This is a genomic window from Kitasatospora sp. NPDC057692 (assembly GCF_042799475.1).
Taxonomy (GTDB): domain Bacteria; phylum Actinomycetota; class Actinomycetes; order Streptomycetales; family Streptomycetaceae; genus Kitasatospora.
The window spans coordinates 162,374-179,439 of sequence record NZ_JBHVIV010000001.1 but is presented as its reverse complement, the minus strand read 5'-3'; the positions used below and the strand labels follow the sequence as shown (position 1 = coordinate 179,439).

General features: G+C 76.0%; 12 protein-coding genes and 2 pseudogenes. 7 read left to right on the top strand and 7 right to left on the bottom strand.

What is annotated here, in order from left to right; genetic code table 11:
* Nucleotides 1-91: 91 nt before the first annotated feature.
* Nucleotides 92-820: an MIP family channel protein gene (locus ACFVFS_RS00755; RefSeq protein WP_380618575.1), complete on the bottom strand. Its 729-nt coding sequence runs from the start codon at nt 818-820 to the stop codon at nt 92-94.
* 172 nt (nt 821-992) lie between these two features.
* On the bottom strand, nt 993-1,949 hold the full coding sequence (locus ACFVFS_RS00750; RefSeq protein ID WP_380618573.1) for an NADP-dependent oxidoreductase: 957 nt from the start codon (nt 1,947-1,949) through the stop codon (nt 993-995).
* A 176-nt stretch (nt 1,950-2,125) separates the two neighbouring features.
* On the opposite strand from ACFVFS_RS00750, the gene ACFVFS_RS00745 reads away from it, so the two are divergent.
* Nucleotides 2,126-3,586 carry a LuxR C-terminal-related transcriptional regulator gene (locus ACFVFS_RS00745; RefSeq protein WP_380618571.1) on the top strand — a complete coding sequence of 487 codons (1,461 nt, stop codon included), beginning with the start codon at nt 2,126-2,128 and terminating at the stop codon, nt 3,584-3,586.
* Nucleotides 3,587-3,970: 384 nt separating this feature from the next.
* Here the strand turns inward: ACFVFS_RS00745 and ACFVFS_RS00740 are convergent, their stop codons facing one another.
* Nucleotides 3,971-4,576: a helix-turn-helix domain-containing protein gene (locus tag ACFVFS_RS00740; RefSeq protein WP_380618569.1), complete on the bottom strand. Its 606-nt coding sequence runs from the start codon at nt 4,574-4,576 to the stop codon at nt 3,971-3,973.
* Between the two features lie 90 nt (nt 4,577-4,666).
* Nucleotides 4,667-5,293, bottom strand: coding sequence for a restriction endonuclease (locus tag ACFVFS_RS00735; RefSeq protein ID WP_380618567.1), 627 nt, complete (start codon nt 5,291-5,293; stop codon nt 4,667-4,669).
* Between the two features lie 624 nt (nt 5,294-5,917).
* On the opposite strand from ACFVFS_RS00735, the gene ACFVFS_RS00730 reads away from it, so the two are divergent.
* On the top strand, nt 5,918-7,114 hold the full coding sequence (locus ACFVFS_RS00730) for an NAD(P)-binding protein (RefSeq protein ID WP_380618565.1): 1,197 nt from the start codon (nt 5,918-5,920) through the stop codon (nt 7,112-7,114).
* A 22-nt stretch (nt 7,115-7,136) separates the two neighbouring features.
* On the opposite strand, the gene ACFVFS_RS00725 is transcribed toward ACFVFS_RS00730, so the two are convergent.
* Entirely contained in the window at nt 7,137-7,805 is a 669-nt protein-coding gene (locus ACFVFS_RS00725; protein ID WP_380618563.1) for a helix-turn-helix domain-containing protein, read from the bottom strand.
* Between the two features lie 123 nt (nt 7,806-7,928).
* Here ACFVFS_RS00725 and ACFVFS_RS00720 point away from each other — a divergent pair, with 123 nt between their 5' ends.
* Nucleotides 7,929-9,365 (top strand): MFS transporter, encoded by a 1,437-nt coding sequence (locus ACFVFS_RS00720; protein WP_380618561.1) that lies wholly within the window; start codon nt 7,929-7,931, stop codon nt 9,363-9,365.
* 107 nt (nt 9,366-9,472) lie between these two features.
* On the opposite strand, the pseudogene ACFVFS_RS00715 reads toward ACFVFS_RS00720, so the two are convergent.
* Nucleotides 9,473-9,862 (bottom strand): annotated as a pseudogene (locus ACFVFS_RS00715) (YbaK/EbsC family protein); the annotation flags it as partial.
* A gap of 234 nt (nt 9,863-10,096) precedes the next feature.
* A pseudogene (locus ACFVFS_RS00710) lies at nt 10,097-11,821 on the bottom strand (2-isopropylmalate synthase); the annotation flags it as partial.
* A gap of 723 nt (nt 11,822-12,544) precedes the next feature.
* Between ACFVFS_RS00710 and ACFVFS_RS00705 the strand changes: the two are divergent.
* From ACFVFS_RS00705 to ACFVFS_RS00690, 4 genes are read left to right on the top strand one after another with little or no spacing between them, the layout of a single operon-like run.
* Nucleotides 12,545-15,559 carry a nitrate- and nitrite sensing domain-containing protein gene (locus tag ACFVFS_RS00705; protein WP_380618559.1) on the top strand — a complete coding sequence of 1,005 codons (3,015 nt, stop codon included), beginning with the start codon at nt 12,545-12,547 and terminating at the stop codon, nt 15,557-15,559.
* Nucleotides 15,556-15,987 carry a roadblock/LC7 domain-containing protein gene (locus ACFVFS_RS00700; RefSeq protein WP_380618557.1) on the top strand — a complete coding sequence of 144 codons (432 nt, stop codon included), beginning with the start codon at nt 15,556-15,558 and terminating at the stop codon, nt 15,985-15,987. Before ACFVFS_RS00705 ends, ACFVFS_RS00700 begins: the two co-directional genes overlap by 4 nt.
* Nucleotides 15,988-15,994: 7 nt before the next feature.
* Nucleotides 15,995-16,426, top strand: coding sequence for a DUF742 domain-containing protein (locus ACFVFS_RS00695; protein ID WP_380618555.1), 432 nt, complete (start codon nt 15,995-15,997; stop codon nt 16,424-16,426).
* Between the two features lie 3 nt (nt 16,427-16,429).
* Complete coding sequence (locus ACFVFS_RS00690; protein WP_380618553.1) at nt 16,430-17,044, top strand: ATP/GTP-binding protein; 615 nt, start codon at nt 16,430-16,432, stop codon at nt 17,042-17,044.
* The last annotated feature ends 22 nt before the right edge of the window (nt 17,045-17,066 follow it).

Genomic DNA, 17,066 nt, shown 5'->3' with positions numbered 1-17,066 from the left:
GAAGACCGAAGACCGGTGACCGAGGAGCGACGACCGGTGACCGAGGAGCGACGACCGGCAGCCGGAGCCCGCGCCGGCCGACCCCGGCCGGCTACGCCGCCGCGCGGGCGTCCGTGGCCAGGGCCTCGGCGGCGGGGAGGTTGGGCTGCGGGTGGGTGAGCAGGTGCACACCGGCCGCCAGCGCGCCGCCGACCAGCGGCGCGAGGAGGAACAGCCACAGCTGCGAGAGCGCCGGACCACCCGCGAACAGGGCCGGGCCGAGGCTGCGCGCCGGGTTCACCGAGGTGCCGGTGAGCGGGATGCCGACCAGGTGCACGACCACCAGGGCCATGCCGATCGGCAGCCCGTCGAAGCCGGTGGCGGCGAGCCGGTGGGTGACGGCGAGGACCACGTAGACCAGCAGGAAGGTCAGCACGACCTCGGTCAGGAAGGCGCCGCCGGCGTTGATGTGGACCGCGGAGCGGTCGCCCCAGCCGTTGGTGCCGAGCTTGCCATGGGTCTCCAGACCCGGGACCTGCTTGGCGAGCAGCAGCACCAGCGCCGCGCCCGCGATGCCACCGAGCACCTGCGCGACCCAGTACGAGACCGCCGTGCGGCCGTCGACCCGACGCGCCAGCAGGAACCCGAGCGTCACCGCCGGGTTCACGTGGCAGCCGGAGATCGGCCCGATCGCGTACGCGAGGGCGAGCAGCACCAGGCCGAACGCGAGCGCGATGCCCACCGAGCCGATGGCCTCCCCGGCCAGCACCGCCGCGCCCACCGCCAGCAGCACCAACAACAGCGTTCCGAGGAATTCGCCGACCATCGCTCGCCTGTCCATCCGGGTCCTCCTGACCTCGTTCGCGCGGGCGGCCCGTGCCGCCCGTCGCTCCCGGCCAACCCTCTGCACTCGAATGGGCGAGCGCATGTCGGCCGACCGGCCGATCCCCGTGATCACGGGGATTCCGAGCGTCGGATTATTCCAAACGAGTGAAAATCAGACCAATCCGGACTTAGCTCACCATCAGGACGATCTTCCCCCGCACGTGGCCGCGCTCGCTCTCGGCCTGCGCCTCGACCGCCTCCGACAGCGGCCACACCCGGTGCAGCGGCAGGGTCAGGGCGCCCGCCTCGAACAGTTCGAGCGCACCGTTCAGCGCCGGGCGGTCGAAGGTGGCGGTCGCCTCGCCGCCGGTGAAACGCACCCCGTGCTGCTCGGCGCCCTGCCAGTCGGCGATGGTCAGCACGCGCTCCGCGCCGCCCGCCAGCTCGACCGACAGCGGCAGCACACCCGTCCCGGCCGCGTCCAGCACCCGGTCCACACCCCCGGGCGCGACGGCGCGGACCCGCTCGGCCAGCCCCTCGCCGTACGCCACCGGGACGGCGCCCAGCTCGCGCAGGTACGCGTGGTTGGCCTCGCTCGCGGTGCCGATCACCCGGATCCCCCGGGCCCGGGCGAACTGCAGCAGCACCGTGCCGACGCCGCCGGCCGCGCCGTGCACCAGCAGGGTGTGGCCGGACTCCGCGCCCAGCAGGGCGAGCGCGCGCCAGGAGGTCTCGGCCGCCGCCGGGACCGCCGCGGCCTGCGCCCAGCCGAGCGCCGCCGGCTTGCGCACCAGCCGGTCCGCCTCCGCGAGCACGTACTCCGCGTAGCCGCCGCCGTGCACCGCGCCGAGCACCTCGTCGCCGGTCCGCCACTCGGTGACGCCCTCGCCGACCGACTCCACCACCCCCGCCACCTCGTACCCGACCACGGCGGGGAGGGTGACCGGGAACAGCGCCTTCAGCGCGCCGGAGCGCACCTTGTGGTCGAGCGGGTTGACGCCGACGGCGCGCACGGTGATCCGCACCTGGCCGGGGCCGGGGGCGGGCAGCTCGACCTCGATCGGCCGCAGGACGTCCACGCCGCCGTGCTCGGCGAAGCCGATCGCCTTGGTCGGGAGGGTGCCGGCGCCGGAAGGGTTGCTCATGGGAAGGCCCACCGTTCTTTCGCTGCGGGGGACTTGCGGGCCCGGATGGCCCCCGTCGTCCCGCTGACGTCTCCAGCCTGGTACGGGCGCCGGGCCCGCCCGCCCCTCCGATCGGACGGTTCGACCCGTCCCTTCGGCCAGGCCTGCCGGGGCGGGCGCGAACTACGCTGGTCGGCATGGTGGAGCAGCCGCGCGGCGACGACGGACACGGACACGGGCAGGGGCAGGGGCGCGGGCAGGGGCAAGGGCGTGGGCAGGACGGTGGATTCGGCGGCGACGGATCCGGCGAGGACGGGGCGGCGGGTCCCGGCGGGTGGTCCTGGGACGACCCCGAGGGCGCGCTGGCCCTCACCGCCGAGGTGTTGCGCGCACCCCGGCCGAGGCTGATGCCGAGCATCTCCGAGGCGCTCGCCGGGCTCGTCCCGCACATCGCGCTGGCCCAGCTGAGCGGGATCTGCACGCACTCCCCGGCGAGCGTCACCGGCCCCCAGGAGCTGTCGGCGCGGATCACCGGCGCCGAACTGGCCGGGCTCCGCGAGCTGGTGGTCCCCGGCCGCCCCTGGCAGGGCGAGGCGGTGCTCGGCGGGCGCCCCCGCCCGGCGGTCGCCGTGGCGGCGGCACCGGCCGGCAGCAACGGCGCGCTGCTGGTCCTGGTCCGGGCGGCGTCCGGACCCGGGACCGGCCTTCCTCCGGCGCCGCTGCCCGAGCGGCCGCTGCGAGTGCTTCAGCAGTTATGGGAGCTGCTGACCACGCACTCCCACCACCGGGCCGTCGACGCCGCACCCGCGTACGCCGCCGTCTCCCGTGCCTCGGCGAGCGCGCGGGCGCGCACCATCGCCGAACTCGGCGGCGCCCACGCCTCCGCCCTCTCCGCGATCCTCGCGCCGCTGCGCTCGGCCGCCCTGGACGACGCCACCGCCCGGCGCAACGCCACCGATCTGGCCGTCACCGCACTGCTGGACCTGCGCGGCGCCGCCGATCTCGACCGCGAGCTGAGCGAAGAGCCGGCCGCCACCGCGTTCGCCCGACTCGCCGACGGACTACGGCCGTTGCTGCGGCACAGCCCGGTCCGCCTTGACCTGCTGGCCCCGGCCGAGGGGGACCGCTCGGTCCCCGCCGACACCGCGCACGCCGCCCGCGCCGCCGTCCGCTCCACCGTGCTCGCCATGCTGGAGCAGGACGGCCCGAGCCGGCTGCACGTGCGGTGGCAGTTCGTCGACAACGGCCTGCGCGCGGTCGTCCGGGACGACGGCCCCGGCCTGCTGACTGCCGACGCCCTGGCCGTCCACCGCACCGCCGACCGGATCGCCGCCCTGGCGGGCCGCGTGACCGTCGACGCCGTCCCCGGCTGGGGCACCACGGTGACCGTCGACCTCCCCCTGAACGCCCCGGAGTCGGGAGCGGCGACCTCGGCCGATCCCCTGGAGGGCCTGCACCCGAGGGAGCTGGAGGTTCTGGACCAGCTCGCCCGCGGCCGCCGCAACCGCGAGATCGCCCACGCCCTCCACATCAGCGAGTCCACGGTGAAGTTCCACGTCGCCAACATCCTCGCCAAACTCGCCGTCGCGTCCCGAGGCGAAGCCGCCGCACTGGCCCACCGCGCCGGCCTCCCGACCCCCCTCCGCGCCGCCTCCTGACACCGGGCATCCCGTCGGCTCCCCCGCCGGAGCTGGAAGTCGGCCCCGCCGACTTTCCACTCCCGCCGACAGCGACGCAGAAGCCTCCGCGTCAGGGGAAGGCGGCCCGGTCGGCTGGCCGTCCTGGGACGTGGTCAGCAGTAGTGGCGCAGGTGCGGCCACAGGGTGGACCAGGGGCGGTGGGGGCCGGAGCAGAGGAGGACGCTGTTCCTCGTTGGGGACGGCGTGGCCGTTGTCGACGCGGCCGGGGCGGCGGCCGGCACCTGCGGCGAACGGCTTCGGCGCGGACGTCCCCGTGGGTCCACCGGGCGGGTGTGGCGGTCCTCCCGGGGAGCGGGAAGGTGGTGCGCACGGTCGGGCGCGCGCCGGGCGGCACCCGGTCGGTCACGCCTGCCCGGTCTCCTTGCGGCGCGTGCGGGCGCGCAGGTGGAGGCGTTCGCCCTGTTTGCCGAAGAGGCTGAGGACCTCGACGTCGCCCGCGCCGGTGGAGCCGAACCAGTGCGGGTTCTGGCAGTCGAACTCGGCGGCCTCGCCGGGGGCGAGGACGACGTCGTGCTCGCCGAGCAGCAGCCGCAGTCGGCCGGAGAGCACGTAGAGCCACTCGTGGCCGGTGTGGGTGGCGAGCGAGGGGGTGTGGTGGGCCGCCGGGATAGTGATCTTGAAGGCCCGGGGCTCGGTGCGGTGGCGGGAGAGCGGGACGAAGGTGCGGCCGTCGGCCCGGCCCGGGTGCTGGTGGACGCGCGGGTCCTCGACGCGCGGGGCGGCGACGATCTCGTCCAGCGGGACGGCGAGGGCGGCGGCGATCGGCAGCAGGAGTTCCAGGCTCGGCTTGCGCTGCTCGGACTCCAGCCGGGACAGCGTGCTCTTGGAGATGCCGGTGGCCTGGCCGAGGTCGGTCAGCGACATGCCCTTGCGCTCGCGCAGCCGGCGCAGCCGGGGGCCGATCTGGCGCAGGGTGGCGGCGATCTCGGGGTTGGCGTCCTGGTCCATACCGCCGATCGAACCAGGCCGTCCCGGTTGCGGCAACGCGGCTTCCCACTACCTGCCACCCGCCACCAGTTTCCCGCCACCCGCCACCCGCTACCCGAGCGGGCGGCGCGGCAGCGGCAGCAGGTGGTGCAGCGGCCGCCCGGCGGCGGCCCAGCTCTCCAGGCGGGCGCGGTCGACCCAGTGGACCCCGTACTGGTCGCCCCAGTCCATCGCGTCACGGGTGAGGCCCCCGTTGGTGACGACCACGGCGACGTCGGCGCCGTGCACCGGGCCGGCGGTCCCCTTGACCTGGTACATCACCTGAACGCCGACCTTGGCGCCGACGGTGGTGTGCTTGGCCTGGAGGACGATCCGGCCGTGCCGGGGGTGGTGGCCGATCACATCGGCGGCCTGGTCGCCCTGCCGACCGACCTGGTCCGCCGTCCAGCCGTCGCGGACCAGCAGATCGCGCAGCGCGTACTCGAAGTCCTGGTCGCCCATCGCGTCCACCTCGGCGAGGCTGAGGCGCAGGCCGGCCAGCCGCTCGGTGCGGGTGCGCTCCAGCATCGGGCCGCACACGGCGCCCGCGAGCGTGAGCAGCGCGACCGCCACCAGGAACACCCAGGACCGCAGCAGCGCCTGGGTGATGCCGAGCACCGCGACCGCGACCGCCGCGGCGACGAGCGCCGCCGCGAGCCGTTCCACCGGGCCGCGCGGCTTGCGGAAGCGGGCCGCCATCAGGGCGCCTCCGTGGCGGCGGGCACGGCCGGTGCGGCGGGCGGCGGCGCGGCAGCATCGTCGCGGTAGCCGACGAAGTGCCCGTACAGGTAGAAGACCGCGACCGCCCCGGCGATCACCCACCCGCTGGTCCGCCGCCCCGCACCGCCAGCGCCGCCACCGCCACTGCCCGAACCGGGTTTGCGCCGGAGGTGGGCACGTACCCGGACCCACTCACCGCCACCTGCCATGACCGCCTCCTCCGACTCCTCCGCTGCACCAGCCTTCGGTGTAGCAGCGACGGCCGACAGCGGCGGGCCGTTATTCGGTACGCGCACCGCCGGAGGGCCGGAAACCGGCCACCTCGGCCCCACCCGTCCCGTGCCGTCCGCCCCGCACCGCCACCCCCACATCCCCGCCGACCTGCGGGAACACCACCGCGCCGACTCGACGGGAACCCGCCCGGCGCCCATCCGCCGATCGCGCGCCGCCCCGGGCGCTCCCGTACGCGTTCTGCGCCTCTCCCGCGCCCCGCGCGACGGGCTGTCACATCCGGGCGCTCCGCGTCGTCTCCCTCCCGACAGCGGCCGCGACCGGGGACCGACCCGGGCCGGCCGGACACGGACGACCAGCGGAGGACGGCTCATGGCGCGGCGGCGGATCACCATCATCGGCGGAGGCTTCGGCGGTCTGACGGCCGCCATTTCGGCGGCCGAGGCCGGCGCCGACGTGACGCTGCACGAAGCGCACCGCCGGCTCGGCGGCCGGGCCCGCACCGCGCAGGCGCCGTACCGGGCCAACGAGGGGCCGCACGCCTTCTACCGGCGCGGCCCGCACTGGGCGTGGCTGCGGCAGCGCGGGCTGGTCGGCCCGCTCGCCCGGGTCCCGCTCGGCGCGCTGGTGCGCACCCGCTACCTCCTCGACGACCGGCTGCGCTCGGTTCCGCCGCTGGCGGTCTCCCGGCTGGCGGCCCGGCGGGACGCGCCCGTCGGCCGGACCTTCCTGGGCTGGGCGAGCGAGGTGGCGGGTGAGCGGACGGCCCTGGCGGCGGCCAACTTCGCGGCCGTCGCGACCTTCCACCACGCCCCGGGGCTGCTGTCGGCGGCGTTCACCCAGGAGCGGCTGCGCCGCGCCGCGAGCCTCCCGCCGGAGGCGGTGTACCCGGTCGGCGGCTGGCAGTCGGTGATCGACCGGATGACGGCACGCGCCCGGGAGCTGGGTGTGCGGATCGAGACCGGCTCCCGGCTGGAGGCGCTGCCGCCGACCAACAACCCGGTCGTCGTGGCGACCTCCCTGGAGTCGGCGCGCCGCCTGCTCGGCGACCAGGGCCTGTCCGGGGAGAGCGGCCGGACGCTGCTGCTCGACCTGGCGCTGCGCTCCCGGCGCGGCGACGCCTTCTTCGTCTCGGACCTCGACCGCACCGGCTGGGTGGAGCGCTTCACCACCCAGGACGCGAGTCTCGCCCCGGTCGGCGAGCAGCTGGTCCAGGCCCAACTCCCGCTGGCCCCGGCCGAGTCGAGGGAGTCCGGCCTGGCCAGGGCCGAGCACCTGCTGGACCTGGGCTTCCCGGGCTGGTCCGAGCGCCTGCTCTGGCGCCGGTCCGCCGTCGCCGCCGGGCGCACCGGTGCGGTGGACCGGCCGGGCACCACGTGGCGCGACCGCCCCGCGATCGACCGCGGCGACGGCGTCTACCTCGTCGGCGACCAGGTCGCCGCCCCGGGCGTCCTGAGCGAGGTGTCCTTCACCAGCGCCCTCGAAGCCGTCTCGCTGGCCCTCGCGCAGCACCCCGCCCGCCCTGCCCGTCGCCTCGCCCAGCGCCCGGCCGGTCGGGCCGCCCGCTGAACCCCGCGGCCGGGGACCGGCCCTACCCGGGGGCGGCGGCGGTGCGCAGCACGGCCTGGTCGCCGTGCGGGCCGTAGAGGTGGAGGATCTCCACCGCCTCGGCGCCGACCGGGCCGAACCAGTGGGGTTCGGCGGTGTCGAACTCGGCGGCCTCGCCCGGGTGGAGGGTGTACGCGCGGTCGCCGACGAGGAGCCGCAGGTCCCCGGCGAGCACGTAGAGCCACTCGTAGCCGGCGTGGCTGACGAGTCGGGGTTCACGCGGGGCGAGGACCTGTTTGAAGACCTGCACCCGGCCCGGGTACTGGGTGAGCGGGACGAGGACGCTGCCGGAGTCGCGGTGGCGGGGCCGGAGGTGGACGCGGGGGTCGCCGGTGGCGGGGGCCGCGATCAGGTGGTCCAGGGCGACGCGGTGGGCGCGGGCGAGCGGGATGAGCAGGTCGAGGGCGGGGCGGCGGTGGCCGGACTCCAGGCGGGAGAGGGTGCTCACGGAGATGCCGGTGGCGGTGGCGAGGGCGTCCAGGGTGAGGCCGCGGCCGAGGCGCAGGGCGCGCAGCCTGGGCCCGATGGCGGCAATGGTCCGCGTGACGTCGTCGGTCGCACTGTCGTCGGCCGCAGCGACGACAGGCGCAACGTCGTCGGTCGCGGCGGCAGCGGTCGCGACGTCGTCGGTCGCGGTGGGGTCGGCGTCCATGGGAGCGATTCTGCCCGGGTCCGACTCTTTGCGGTTTCCGCAAAAACGCTGCGCCGCGCCCCTCCCCCGGCCTGAGCATGGGCGCGCCGTTACGACGATCCGACCGGAAGGCGCGCCCACCCCATGACCACCACCGCGGCCACCGCACCGCCCCCTCCCCTTCTCTCCGCCCGCCGGCGCTGGACGGTGCTCGCCGTCTGCGCGCTGAGCCTGTTCCTGGTCGGCCTGGACACCACGATCGTCAACGTCGGCCTGCCCGCGATCGGCCGGGGTCTGGGGGTGGGCACCCGCGACCTGGAGTGGATCGTGGACGCCTACACCGTCGTCCTCGCCAGCCTGCTGATCACGGCCGGCGCGCTCGCCGACCGTTTCGGGCGCCGCCGGGTCTTCCAGTGCGGCCTGCTGCTCTTCGGCCTGGCCTCCCTCGGCTGCGCGCTGGCGCCCTCGACGGGCGCGCTGGTCGCGGCGCGCGCCCTGCAGGGGGTGGGCGCCTCGATGCTCAGCCCGGTGGCGCTGGCGATCGTGGTGAACGCGATGCCCGACCCCCGGGAGCGGGCCCGGGCGATCGGCGTCTGGGCGTCGGTGTTCGGGCTGAGCATGGCGGCCGGGCCGGTGACCGGCGGGGCGCTGGTCGCGGCGTTCGGCTGGCGGTCGGTGTTCTGGGTGAACGTGCCGGTGGTGGTCGCGGCCGTGGTGCTGAGCGTGCTGTTCGTGCCCGAGTCCCGCGCGCCGCGCGCCCGCCGGCTCGACCTGCCGGGCCAGCTCCTGCTCACCGCGGCCGTGTCCGCGACGGTGGCCGTGCTGATCGAGGGGCCGCGGCTGGGCTGGGCCTCGCCGTGGGCGCTCGCCGGGTTCGCGGTGGCGGCGGCGGCCACCGCCGGGTTCGTGCGCGCCGAGCGCCACCGGGCCGAACCGCTGATGGACCTCGCCCTGTTCCGGCGGCCGGTGTTCAGCACGGCCGCCCTGGGCGCGGTGGCGGTGTTCGTCGCGCTGACGGTGAGCCTGCTGCTCACCACCTTCGAGCTGCAGCACGCGCGGGGGTGGACGCCGGCGGCGGCCGGGCTGGCCACGCTGCCGATGGCGCTGGGGGCGACGGTGTGCGCGCCGCTCTCCGGCGTGCTGGTGGGCCGGGCGGGACCGCGCCCGCCGCTTCTGCTGGCCGCCTGGTTCACGGCGGCGGGCGGGGCGCTCCTGCTGCTGCGCAGCTTCGCGGCCGACGGCGGCGCGGCGGACGTGCCGCTACTACTGGCCGCCAACCTCCTGCTCGGCACCGGCTTCGGCTTCGCCAACGCGCCGATCACCAACACCGCCGCGGGCGGCCTGCCGGCGGACCGCGCCGGGGTGGCCGGGGCGATCACCTCGACGGCCCGCCAGCTCGGCTCGGCCGTCGGCATCGCCCTGGCCGGCGGCCTGGTGGCGGGAGCCGGGGTCGGTGCCGCCACCGGGGCCGGGGCCGGGGCCGACGCGCTCACCACCGCCTCCCGCCCGGGCTGGCTGGCGGTGACGGCCTGCGGCCTGTTCCTCCTCGTGGTCGCCCGCGCCGCACGCCGTCGCCCCTGAGCCGCCCCGCCGACGGTGACCGCCCGGTGGCCGTCCGGCGCCCGGACCACCGCCGGACGACCGCCGGACAGCCACCGGACAGCCACCGGAAGGGCCCTCCCCCGCCGCTACTCCTGCGGCGGCGCCGTCACCGCCGACGGCGTGCCGCCGGTCAGCTTCAGCAGCTCCTCGTACGTCATCGGCACGACGGTGTGCGGGTGCCCGGCGGCGGCCCACAGCAGGTCGTATCCGGCGAGGTCGGTGTCGACGACGGTGCGCAGCGGGGCCGGGTGGCCGACGGGGGCGACGCCGCCGATGGCCTGACCGGTGGCCTCGCGGACCTGGGCGGCGCTCGCCCGGGTGATCGGGCCGGTGCCCAGGACGCGGGCGAGGTACGCGGTGTCGACGCGGTGGGCGCCGCTGGTCATGACGAGCAGGGGCGCGTCGTCGCAGACGAAGACCAGGCTGTTGGCGATGGCGCCGACCTCGCAGCCGAGGGCGGCGGCCGCTTCGGCGGCGGTGCGGGCGGAGTCGGGCAGGACGCGGATCTCCCCGGGCAGGCCGGCCCCGGCGAGGGCGTCGGCCACCGCGCGGCTGCGGCTGGGCAGGGACGTGTCGTCGGTCATCGCCCCATCCTGCCGCACGCCCTCCTGCCGCACGCCGTCCGGACGCTCCTGCGACCCGGCACCCGTCGGTACCGCGCCCGCCCGACCGCCCGCACGACTTCCCGCCAGGCCGCCCGTCGGACCGCCCGCCCTGCCGACCGCGCTGAGCACGGCCCGCACCCCGGCCGCCAGCACCGAGGAGTCGCGCCCGGCGCCCCAGACCGCCCTCCCGTCGACCCGCGCCTCGACGTAGGCGACGGCGTCGCTGTCGGGCCCGGTGCGCACGGCGTGCTCGGTGAACCCCAGGATGTCCACGGCGTGCCCGGCCGCGCCGAGCGCCGCCGCCACGGCGTCCAGCGGGCCGTTGCCCTCGCCCCGGTGCTCGGCGGCGCCGTCGAGCGAGACCGCCGCCCAGTGCCGCCCGTCCCCGGTCCGGCCCCCGGCTTCCCCCGCCCGGCCCCCGGCCTCCCCCGTCGGAACGTCGGCCTCCCCCGTCCGCCAGCGCGCCGACGGGGGCGCCGCGTCCAGGTAGGTGGCGCGGAACAGCGCGTACAGCTCGTCGGCGGTGATCTCGCGCCCGCTGTCGTCCGTCGCCTCCTGGACGACCCGGGAGAACTCGATCTGCAGCCGCCGCGGCAGTTCCAGCCCGTGCCCGGTCTGCAGCAGGTAGGCGATGCCGCCCTTGCCGGACTGGCTGTTGACCCGGATCACCGCCTCGTAGTCGCGCCCGAGGTCCGCCGGGTCGATCGGCAGGTACGGGACGTCCCAGGGCGCCTGCCCGGGCGGGACGCCGAGGCGTTCGGCGGTGGCGGCGTGGTGGGCCAGGCCCTTCCTGATGGCGTCCTGGTGGGTGCCGGAGAAGGCGGTGTGGACGAGGTCGCCGACGTAGGGGTGGCGCTCGGGGACGGGCAGCCGGTTGCAGTGCTCGACGGTGCGGCGGATCCCGTCGATGTCGGAGAAGTCGACCATCGGGTCGACGCCCTGGGTGTGGAGGTTCAGCGCGAGGGTCGCCAGGTCGACGTTGCCGGTCCGCTCGCCGTTGCCGAACAGGCAGCCCTCGACCCGCTGGGCGCCCGCCAGCAGGGCGAGTTCGGCGCAGGCGACGCCGGTGCCGCGGTCGTTGTGCGGGTGGACGGAGAGGATCACCGCGTCGCGCCGGGCCAGGTGCCGGTCCAGGTACTCGATCTGGTCGGCGTAGACGTTGGGGGTGGCGATCTCGACGGTGGCGGGCAGGTTGTGGATCACCGGGCGGTCCGGGCTCGCGTCCCACAGCGCGGTGAGGCCGTCGCACAGTTCCAGCACGTAGTCCGGCTCGGTCAGGTTGAACACCTCGGGCGAGAACTGGAAGCGGACGCCGGGGCGGTCGCCGGCCCGGCGGGCCATCAGCTCGGCAGCGGCGGTGACCAGCTCCCGCACCTGGGCCCGGTCGCGGCCGAGGACGAGTTCGCGCCAGGCGGGGGCGGTGGCCGTGTAGAGGTGGACGACGACCCGGGACAGGCCGGCGACGGCCTCGAAGGTGCGGTCGATCAGGTCGGCGCGGGCGGCGGTGAAGACGACCACGGTGACGTCCTCGGGCACCGCGCCGGGGGTGGTGGCGAGGTGGCGCACGAAGTCGAAGTCGGTGCGGCTGGCGGAGGGGTAGCCGACCTCGACCTCCTTGAAACCCATGGCGAGGAACAGGTCGAACATCCGGCGCTTGCGGTCCGGGTCCATCGGCTCGGCGAGCGCCTGGTTGCCGTCCCGCAGGTCGACCGGCACCCACAGCGGGGCCCGTTCGATCCGCCGGGCGGGCCAGCGGCGGCCGCCGGGCAGGGCGTCGACCGGCGGCAGCGGGACGCGGGCGTGGGCGGGGCGGTAGCGGTGGAACGGCATCGCGCTGCCGCGCTGGCGGTTCCAGGCGGGGGCGTCGGCCGGGACCGGTCCGGCGGGCGTCCGCAGGGTGGCGGAGAGCTTGACGTTCTGTGCGGATTCGGTGGAGCGCACGGGGTGCGGCGTCCTTCCCTGGTTCGGTGTCGAGGGGACGACGACCGGCAGCACGGCGACCCGCAGCGGGGTGCCGGTCTGTCAGACCCCGCTGCGGCCACCGAGAAGAAGGCTCCACGTCTGCATGATGCCGGGTACCGTAGCCGTGAACCGCCGGCCGGGACAACCTCGTTCCACTCCTCGGGACTTGCCGCTCCGCCGGGCGCGGGCGGGCGCGGGCCGGACGCCCGTCCGGAGCGGAGCGCTCCGCACCGGGCCCGGGGAATCCGGGCGGCGCGCGGATGCCGCCCTGGTGGGACCGTGAATACCGCCCTTCGGCGATGTCAAGGACTTGTGTGTGCACCGCCCGAAGATCGAACGCGCTTTCACTGCTAACACACCGTATGACTAGTATCGCCTCGTCATAAAGCCCGTGCCCCGGTCGGTGCAGCCCTCACCGGGCCGGCCGCCAGCCCCAAGGAGTCAGCTCTGCGCGCGCGTGCGAATCGGCGGCCCCCGACGCCGAAGGCCCCCCGCAGGCGTCGTCCGCGCCTGTCGCTGCGGACGGCACTGCTCGTCCTCGCCCTCGTCCCCAGCATCGCCCTGGCCGTCCTGTGGGCGGTCACCAGCGGTGTGACCTTCCTCGACTTCCTGCGTCAGGCGGACCAGGGCCTGCTCGCCCAGAAGGCGGGACAGCCGTCCAACATCGTCTACTACAACCTCCAGGAGGAGCGCCGGCTCAGCGCCGAGGCGCTCGCCCGGCCCGGCACCGCCGCCGTCACCGACCAGCTGAAGCGCCAGCGCCAGCTCACCGACGAGGCCGTGCAGAAGTTCCAGGCCCTCTCCAAGGAGACCGCCGACAGCGCGCCGTCCGAGGTGCTCACGGCCGTCGCCGAGGCCCGGCGCGCGATGGAGAAGCTGGGCGACCAGCGGGCCGCCGTCGACAAGGGCACCGCCGACCAGCAGGGCGTCTACACCTACTACACCGACCTGATCGCCGTGGACCTGCGGCTGTTCACCGCGCTCAGCCACGGCGACAACGGCGAGGTCACCTGGATCTCCAAGACCCTGGTCAACGCCTTCTGGGCGAAGGAGATGCTGGCCCGCGAGGACGCGATCCTGGCCCGCGGCTGGCCGTCCGGCAAGCTCAGCGCCTCCGACTACCAGCTCGTCCAGCAGGCGGTCGGCGCCCAGGAGCACCTCTTCACCGTCCAGGTCGTCCCCTACCTGCCGGAGGACGAGCGGGGCTCCTGGTCGGAGCTGCTGAGCGGCCCCGCCTGGCAGGCCAAGGCCTCCGTGGAGCAGGCGCTCACCCGCCCGGCCGCCGCCGACGCGACCGGCACCGTCCGGCTCCCGCAGCTGCAGGACCAGTGGCGCCAGGCCCTCGACCAGGTCAACCCGCAGCTGGTGAAGGTCCTGGAGACCCGAACCGACGGCGTGGTCGTGGTCGGCAAGGCCTCCTTCCTCTCGCTGTTCACCCGGGTCGTGCTGACCGCCGCGATCGGCCTGGTCGCGCTGATCGCGGTGGTCGTCACCAGCTGGCGGCTGACCCGCTCGCTGCGCCGCCGGATCAAGGAGCTGCACGACCAGGCGCAGGAGCTGGAGCGCACCCTGCCCGAGGTGGTCGAGCGCCTCGCCCGCGGCGAGCAGGTCGACGTCGAGGCCGAGAGCCGGGCGATCACCGCCGGCTCGCGCGCCCGCGGCGGCGACGAGCTGGCCGAGCTCGGCCAGGCGATGAACCTGGCCCGCACCTCCGCGCTGGAGACCGCCGTCCGGCAGGCCGAGCAGCACCGCGGCTTCGAGCGGCTGCTCCAGCGGATCGCCCGCCGCACCCAGCTGCTGATCGGCCAGCAGCTGCGCAAGCTGGACGCCCTGGAGCGCCGGCACGAGGACCCGGAGGTGCTGGAGGGCCTGTTCGACCTCGACCACCTGACCGCCCGCCTGCGCCGCTACGAGGAGAACCTCGTCATCATGGCCGGCGGCCAGCCGCAGCGGAAGTGGCGCAAGCCGGTGCCGCTGCTGGACGTGCTGCGCTCGGCGCAGGGCGAGGTGCAGGAGTACCGCCGGATCGTGCTGGACGTCGAGGGCCACCCGTGGCTCTCCGAGCGCGCGGTCGGACCGGTCGCCCACGTGGTCGCCGAACTGATGGAGAACGCGGCGAGCTTCTCGAAGCCGCCCACGCCGGTCGACGTGCGGGCAGCCGTCGTCGGGCGCGGGCTCGCGATCGAGATCGAGGACCGCGGCCTCGGCATGGACCTGGAGCAGTACGACGCGGCCAACGCGCTGATGGCCGCCGCGCTCGCCGACGACCCGCCGCGCACCGACATGCTCGCGCGCGGCGACGACATCCGCCTCGGCTTCCACGTGGTGGGCCGGCTGGCGGCCGCGATCGGCCTGCAGATCGAGTTCCGCCCGTCGGCCTTCGGCGGGACCAGGGTGGTCGTGCTCGTCCCCGGCGAGTACGTGCTGGACGGCGACGCCGGGCTGCCGGACGGCGCCGCGGTCACCCCGATCCCGCTCGCCCGGCGCCAGCGGCCCGAGCAGCGCGAGGAGACCGCGCCGCTCGCCTCGGTGACCGAGATGCCCTCGGCCGCGACCGTCCCGGCGTCCTCGCCGGTCGTCGCGGTGGACGAGGCGGAGGAGCGCGCGGCCCTGGCGGCCCCCGCGGCCGAGCCGGACCCGGCGGGCGGCGACTGGTTCACCCCCGGCGGCCAGCCGCCGCAGGCCCAGGCCTTCGCCCACGTCGAGTACGTGCCGCCCTCGGACGACGAGGTGCTCAAGGCCCCGGCCCGCGGCGGGTTCGACGGCTTCGAGGACGGCGCCTTCGAGGGCGCCTTCGACGGCGCCTTCGAGGACGGCTTCGCGCCCCGGGACGCCGACGGCTTCGCCCACGGCGACCCCGACGGCTACCTGCACCCGCTCCCCGAACCGGGCCGGCCCGCCGGGCACGACTCTCCCGCCGGCCCCTACGGCACCGGCCACACCACCGGCCCCGGCACCGGCTACGTCAGCGGCTCCGGCCCCGCGTACGGCGCCCCGGCGCACGGCGTGCCCGCCCAGCCCGGCCCGGCCGGCCCGCCGACCGGCTACGACGACCCCGCCTACCCGGACATCGCCTACGCGACGGTGACGCCCGCCGAGGCCCCGTACGCCGACGAGCAGTACCGGCCCGCCGACCACTACCGGCTGGCCGAGCGGCGCCGCGAGGACGGCGCGCCCGCGCCGTCGGCCTCGCTGCCCCCGCTGCCGCAGCGGGTCCGCCAGGCCAGCCTGGCCGCCGAACTGCGCGACCCCCCGCCGCCCCGGGCCCCCCGCCCCGCACGCCCCGGCGCCGACCCGGCCGCCGCGGGCCCGTTCCAGCGCGCACCGCGCCGCTCGGGCGCCACCGTCGGCGCCTTCCAGCGCCAGTCCCGGGCCGCCCGCGGCCAGGGCGGCGCCGATCCCGCCGCCACCGGGCCCGCGGAGCCCACCGGCCCCGCCGGCCCCGACCGCACCGCCGCGGACCACGCCGCGGACCACCGCGGCCTGCCCCCCGGCCCGGCCGCCCCCACGGCCGTCACCGGCCCCCCGACTCCCGCGCCGGGTCCCTCCCCCTGGGCCCTCCCGGCCGCGGACCCCCGAACCACGAGGACGGAAGAGCAGTCATGAACCGCACCATCGCCACCCACCAGGACCTCGACTGGCTGCTGGACGGACTCGTCGACGCGGTGCCCGGGACGAGAAGCGCCGTGCTGCTCTCCGACGACGGCCTGGTCGTCAGCCACTCGCGCTCGATCGACCGCGCCGACGCCGAGCGCCTGGCGGCCGTCGCCACCGGCCAGCAGAGCCTCGCCCGGGGCATCGGTCAGCTCTTCGACGGCGGCCCGGTGCACCAGGTGATCATCGAGCTGGCCGAGCTCTGGCTGTTCGTCATCGCCGCCGCCCAGGGCACCCACCTGGCGGTGGTCGCCGACCAGGAGGTGGACGCCGAGGTGATGTCGGTGGCCATGCACCAGCTCGTCCAGCAGGTCGGCCAGAAGCTCACCACGCCGGTCCGCAGCGAGTTCGACGCCTTCGCCGCCAGGAACCGGGGGTGACGCCCCGGTGAGGCCGCACTGGAGCGAGCTGCCCGACGAGGACGAGGACGAGGACTACGGCGCGGGCACCATGGTGCGCCCGTACACCATCACCCGCGGCCGGACGGCGCCGGAGCACGACCACCTCACCCTGATCACGCTGATGACCACGGTGGAGGAGCTCGCGGACCCGGTGCTGGCCGCCCGGTCGTCCGGCACCCGCGGGCTGCAGCCGGAGCACCGCCGGATCCTGGAGCGGTGCCGCCGGCCGGCCGCCGTCGCCGAGGTGGCGGCCGGGCTCGACCTTCCGGTCTCGGTGACCAAGATCCTCCTGGGCGACCTCATCGCCCAGGGGTTGCTGCGGGCCCGGGCGCCGATCTCGGTGGCCCGGGCCTCGGGGGACGGCGGCCTGGACCTCGGGCTGCTGACGGCCGTACGCGAAGGACTCCGGAGGCTCTGAACCATGGCACGACCCGTACCCCGCCCCTCCTCCCCCTCGTCCGCCCCCTCCGCCGCCGCCTCGGCCTCGGCCGTGAAGATCCTCATCGCCGGCGGCTTCGGGGTCGGCAAGACCACCCTGGTGGGCGCGGTCAGCGAGGTCGCCCCGCTGCGCACCGAGGAGTACCTGACCCGCGCCAGCGAGGGCGTCGACGACCTGTCGGGGGTGGACAGCAAGGAGACCACCACGGTCGCCCTGGACTTCGGGCGGATCACGGTCAGCCCGGAGCTGGTGGTCTACCTGTTCGGCACGCCCGGCCAGGAGCGCTTCTGGTTCATGTGGAACGACCTGGTGAACGGGGCGCTCGGCGGCATCGTGATCGCCGACACCCGCCGGCTGGACAGCAGCTTCGCCTCGATCGACTTCTTCGAGAGCCGGGGCATCCCGTTCGTGGTGGCGATCAACTGCTTCCACGGCGAGAACACCCGCACCGTCGCCGAGGTCCGGGCCGCGCTGGACCTCGACCCGCAGGTGCCGATGCTGGTCGGCGACGTGCGGGTGCGGGCGTTCGGCCGGGACCTGCTGCTCGCGCTGGTCGATCACCTGATGGAGCTGTCCACCGGCGCCCCGGTCCGCTGAAACGTTTCCCCACTCCTCCGAT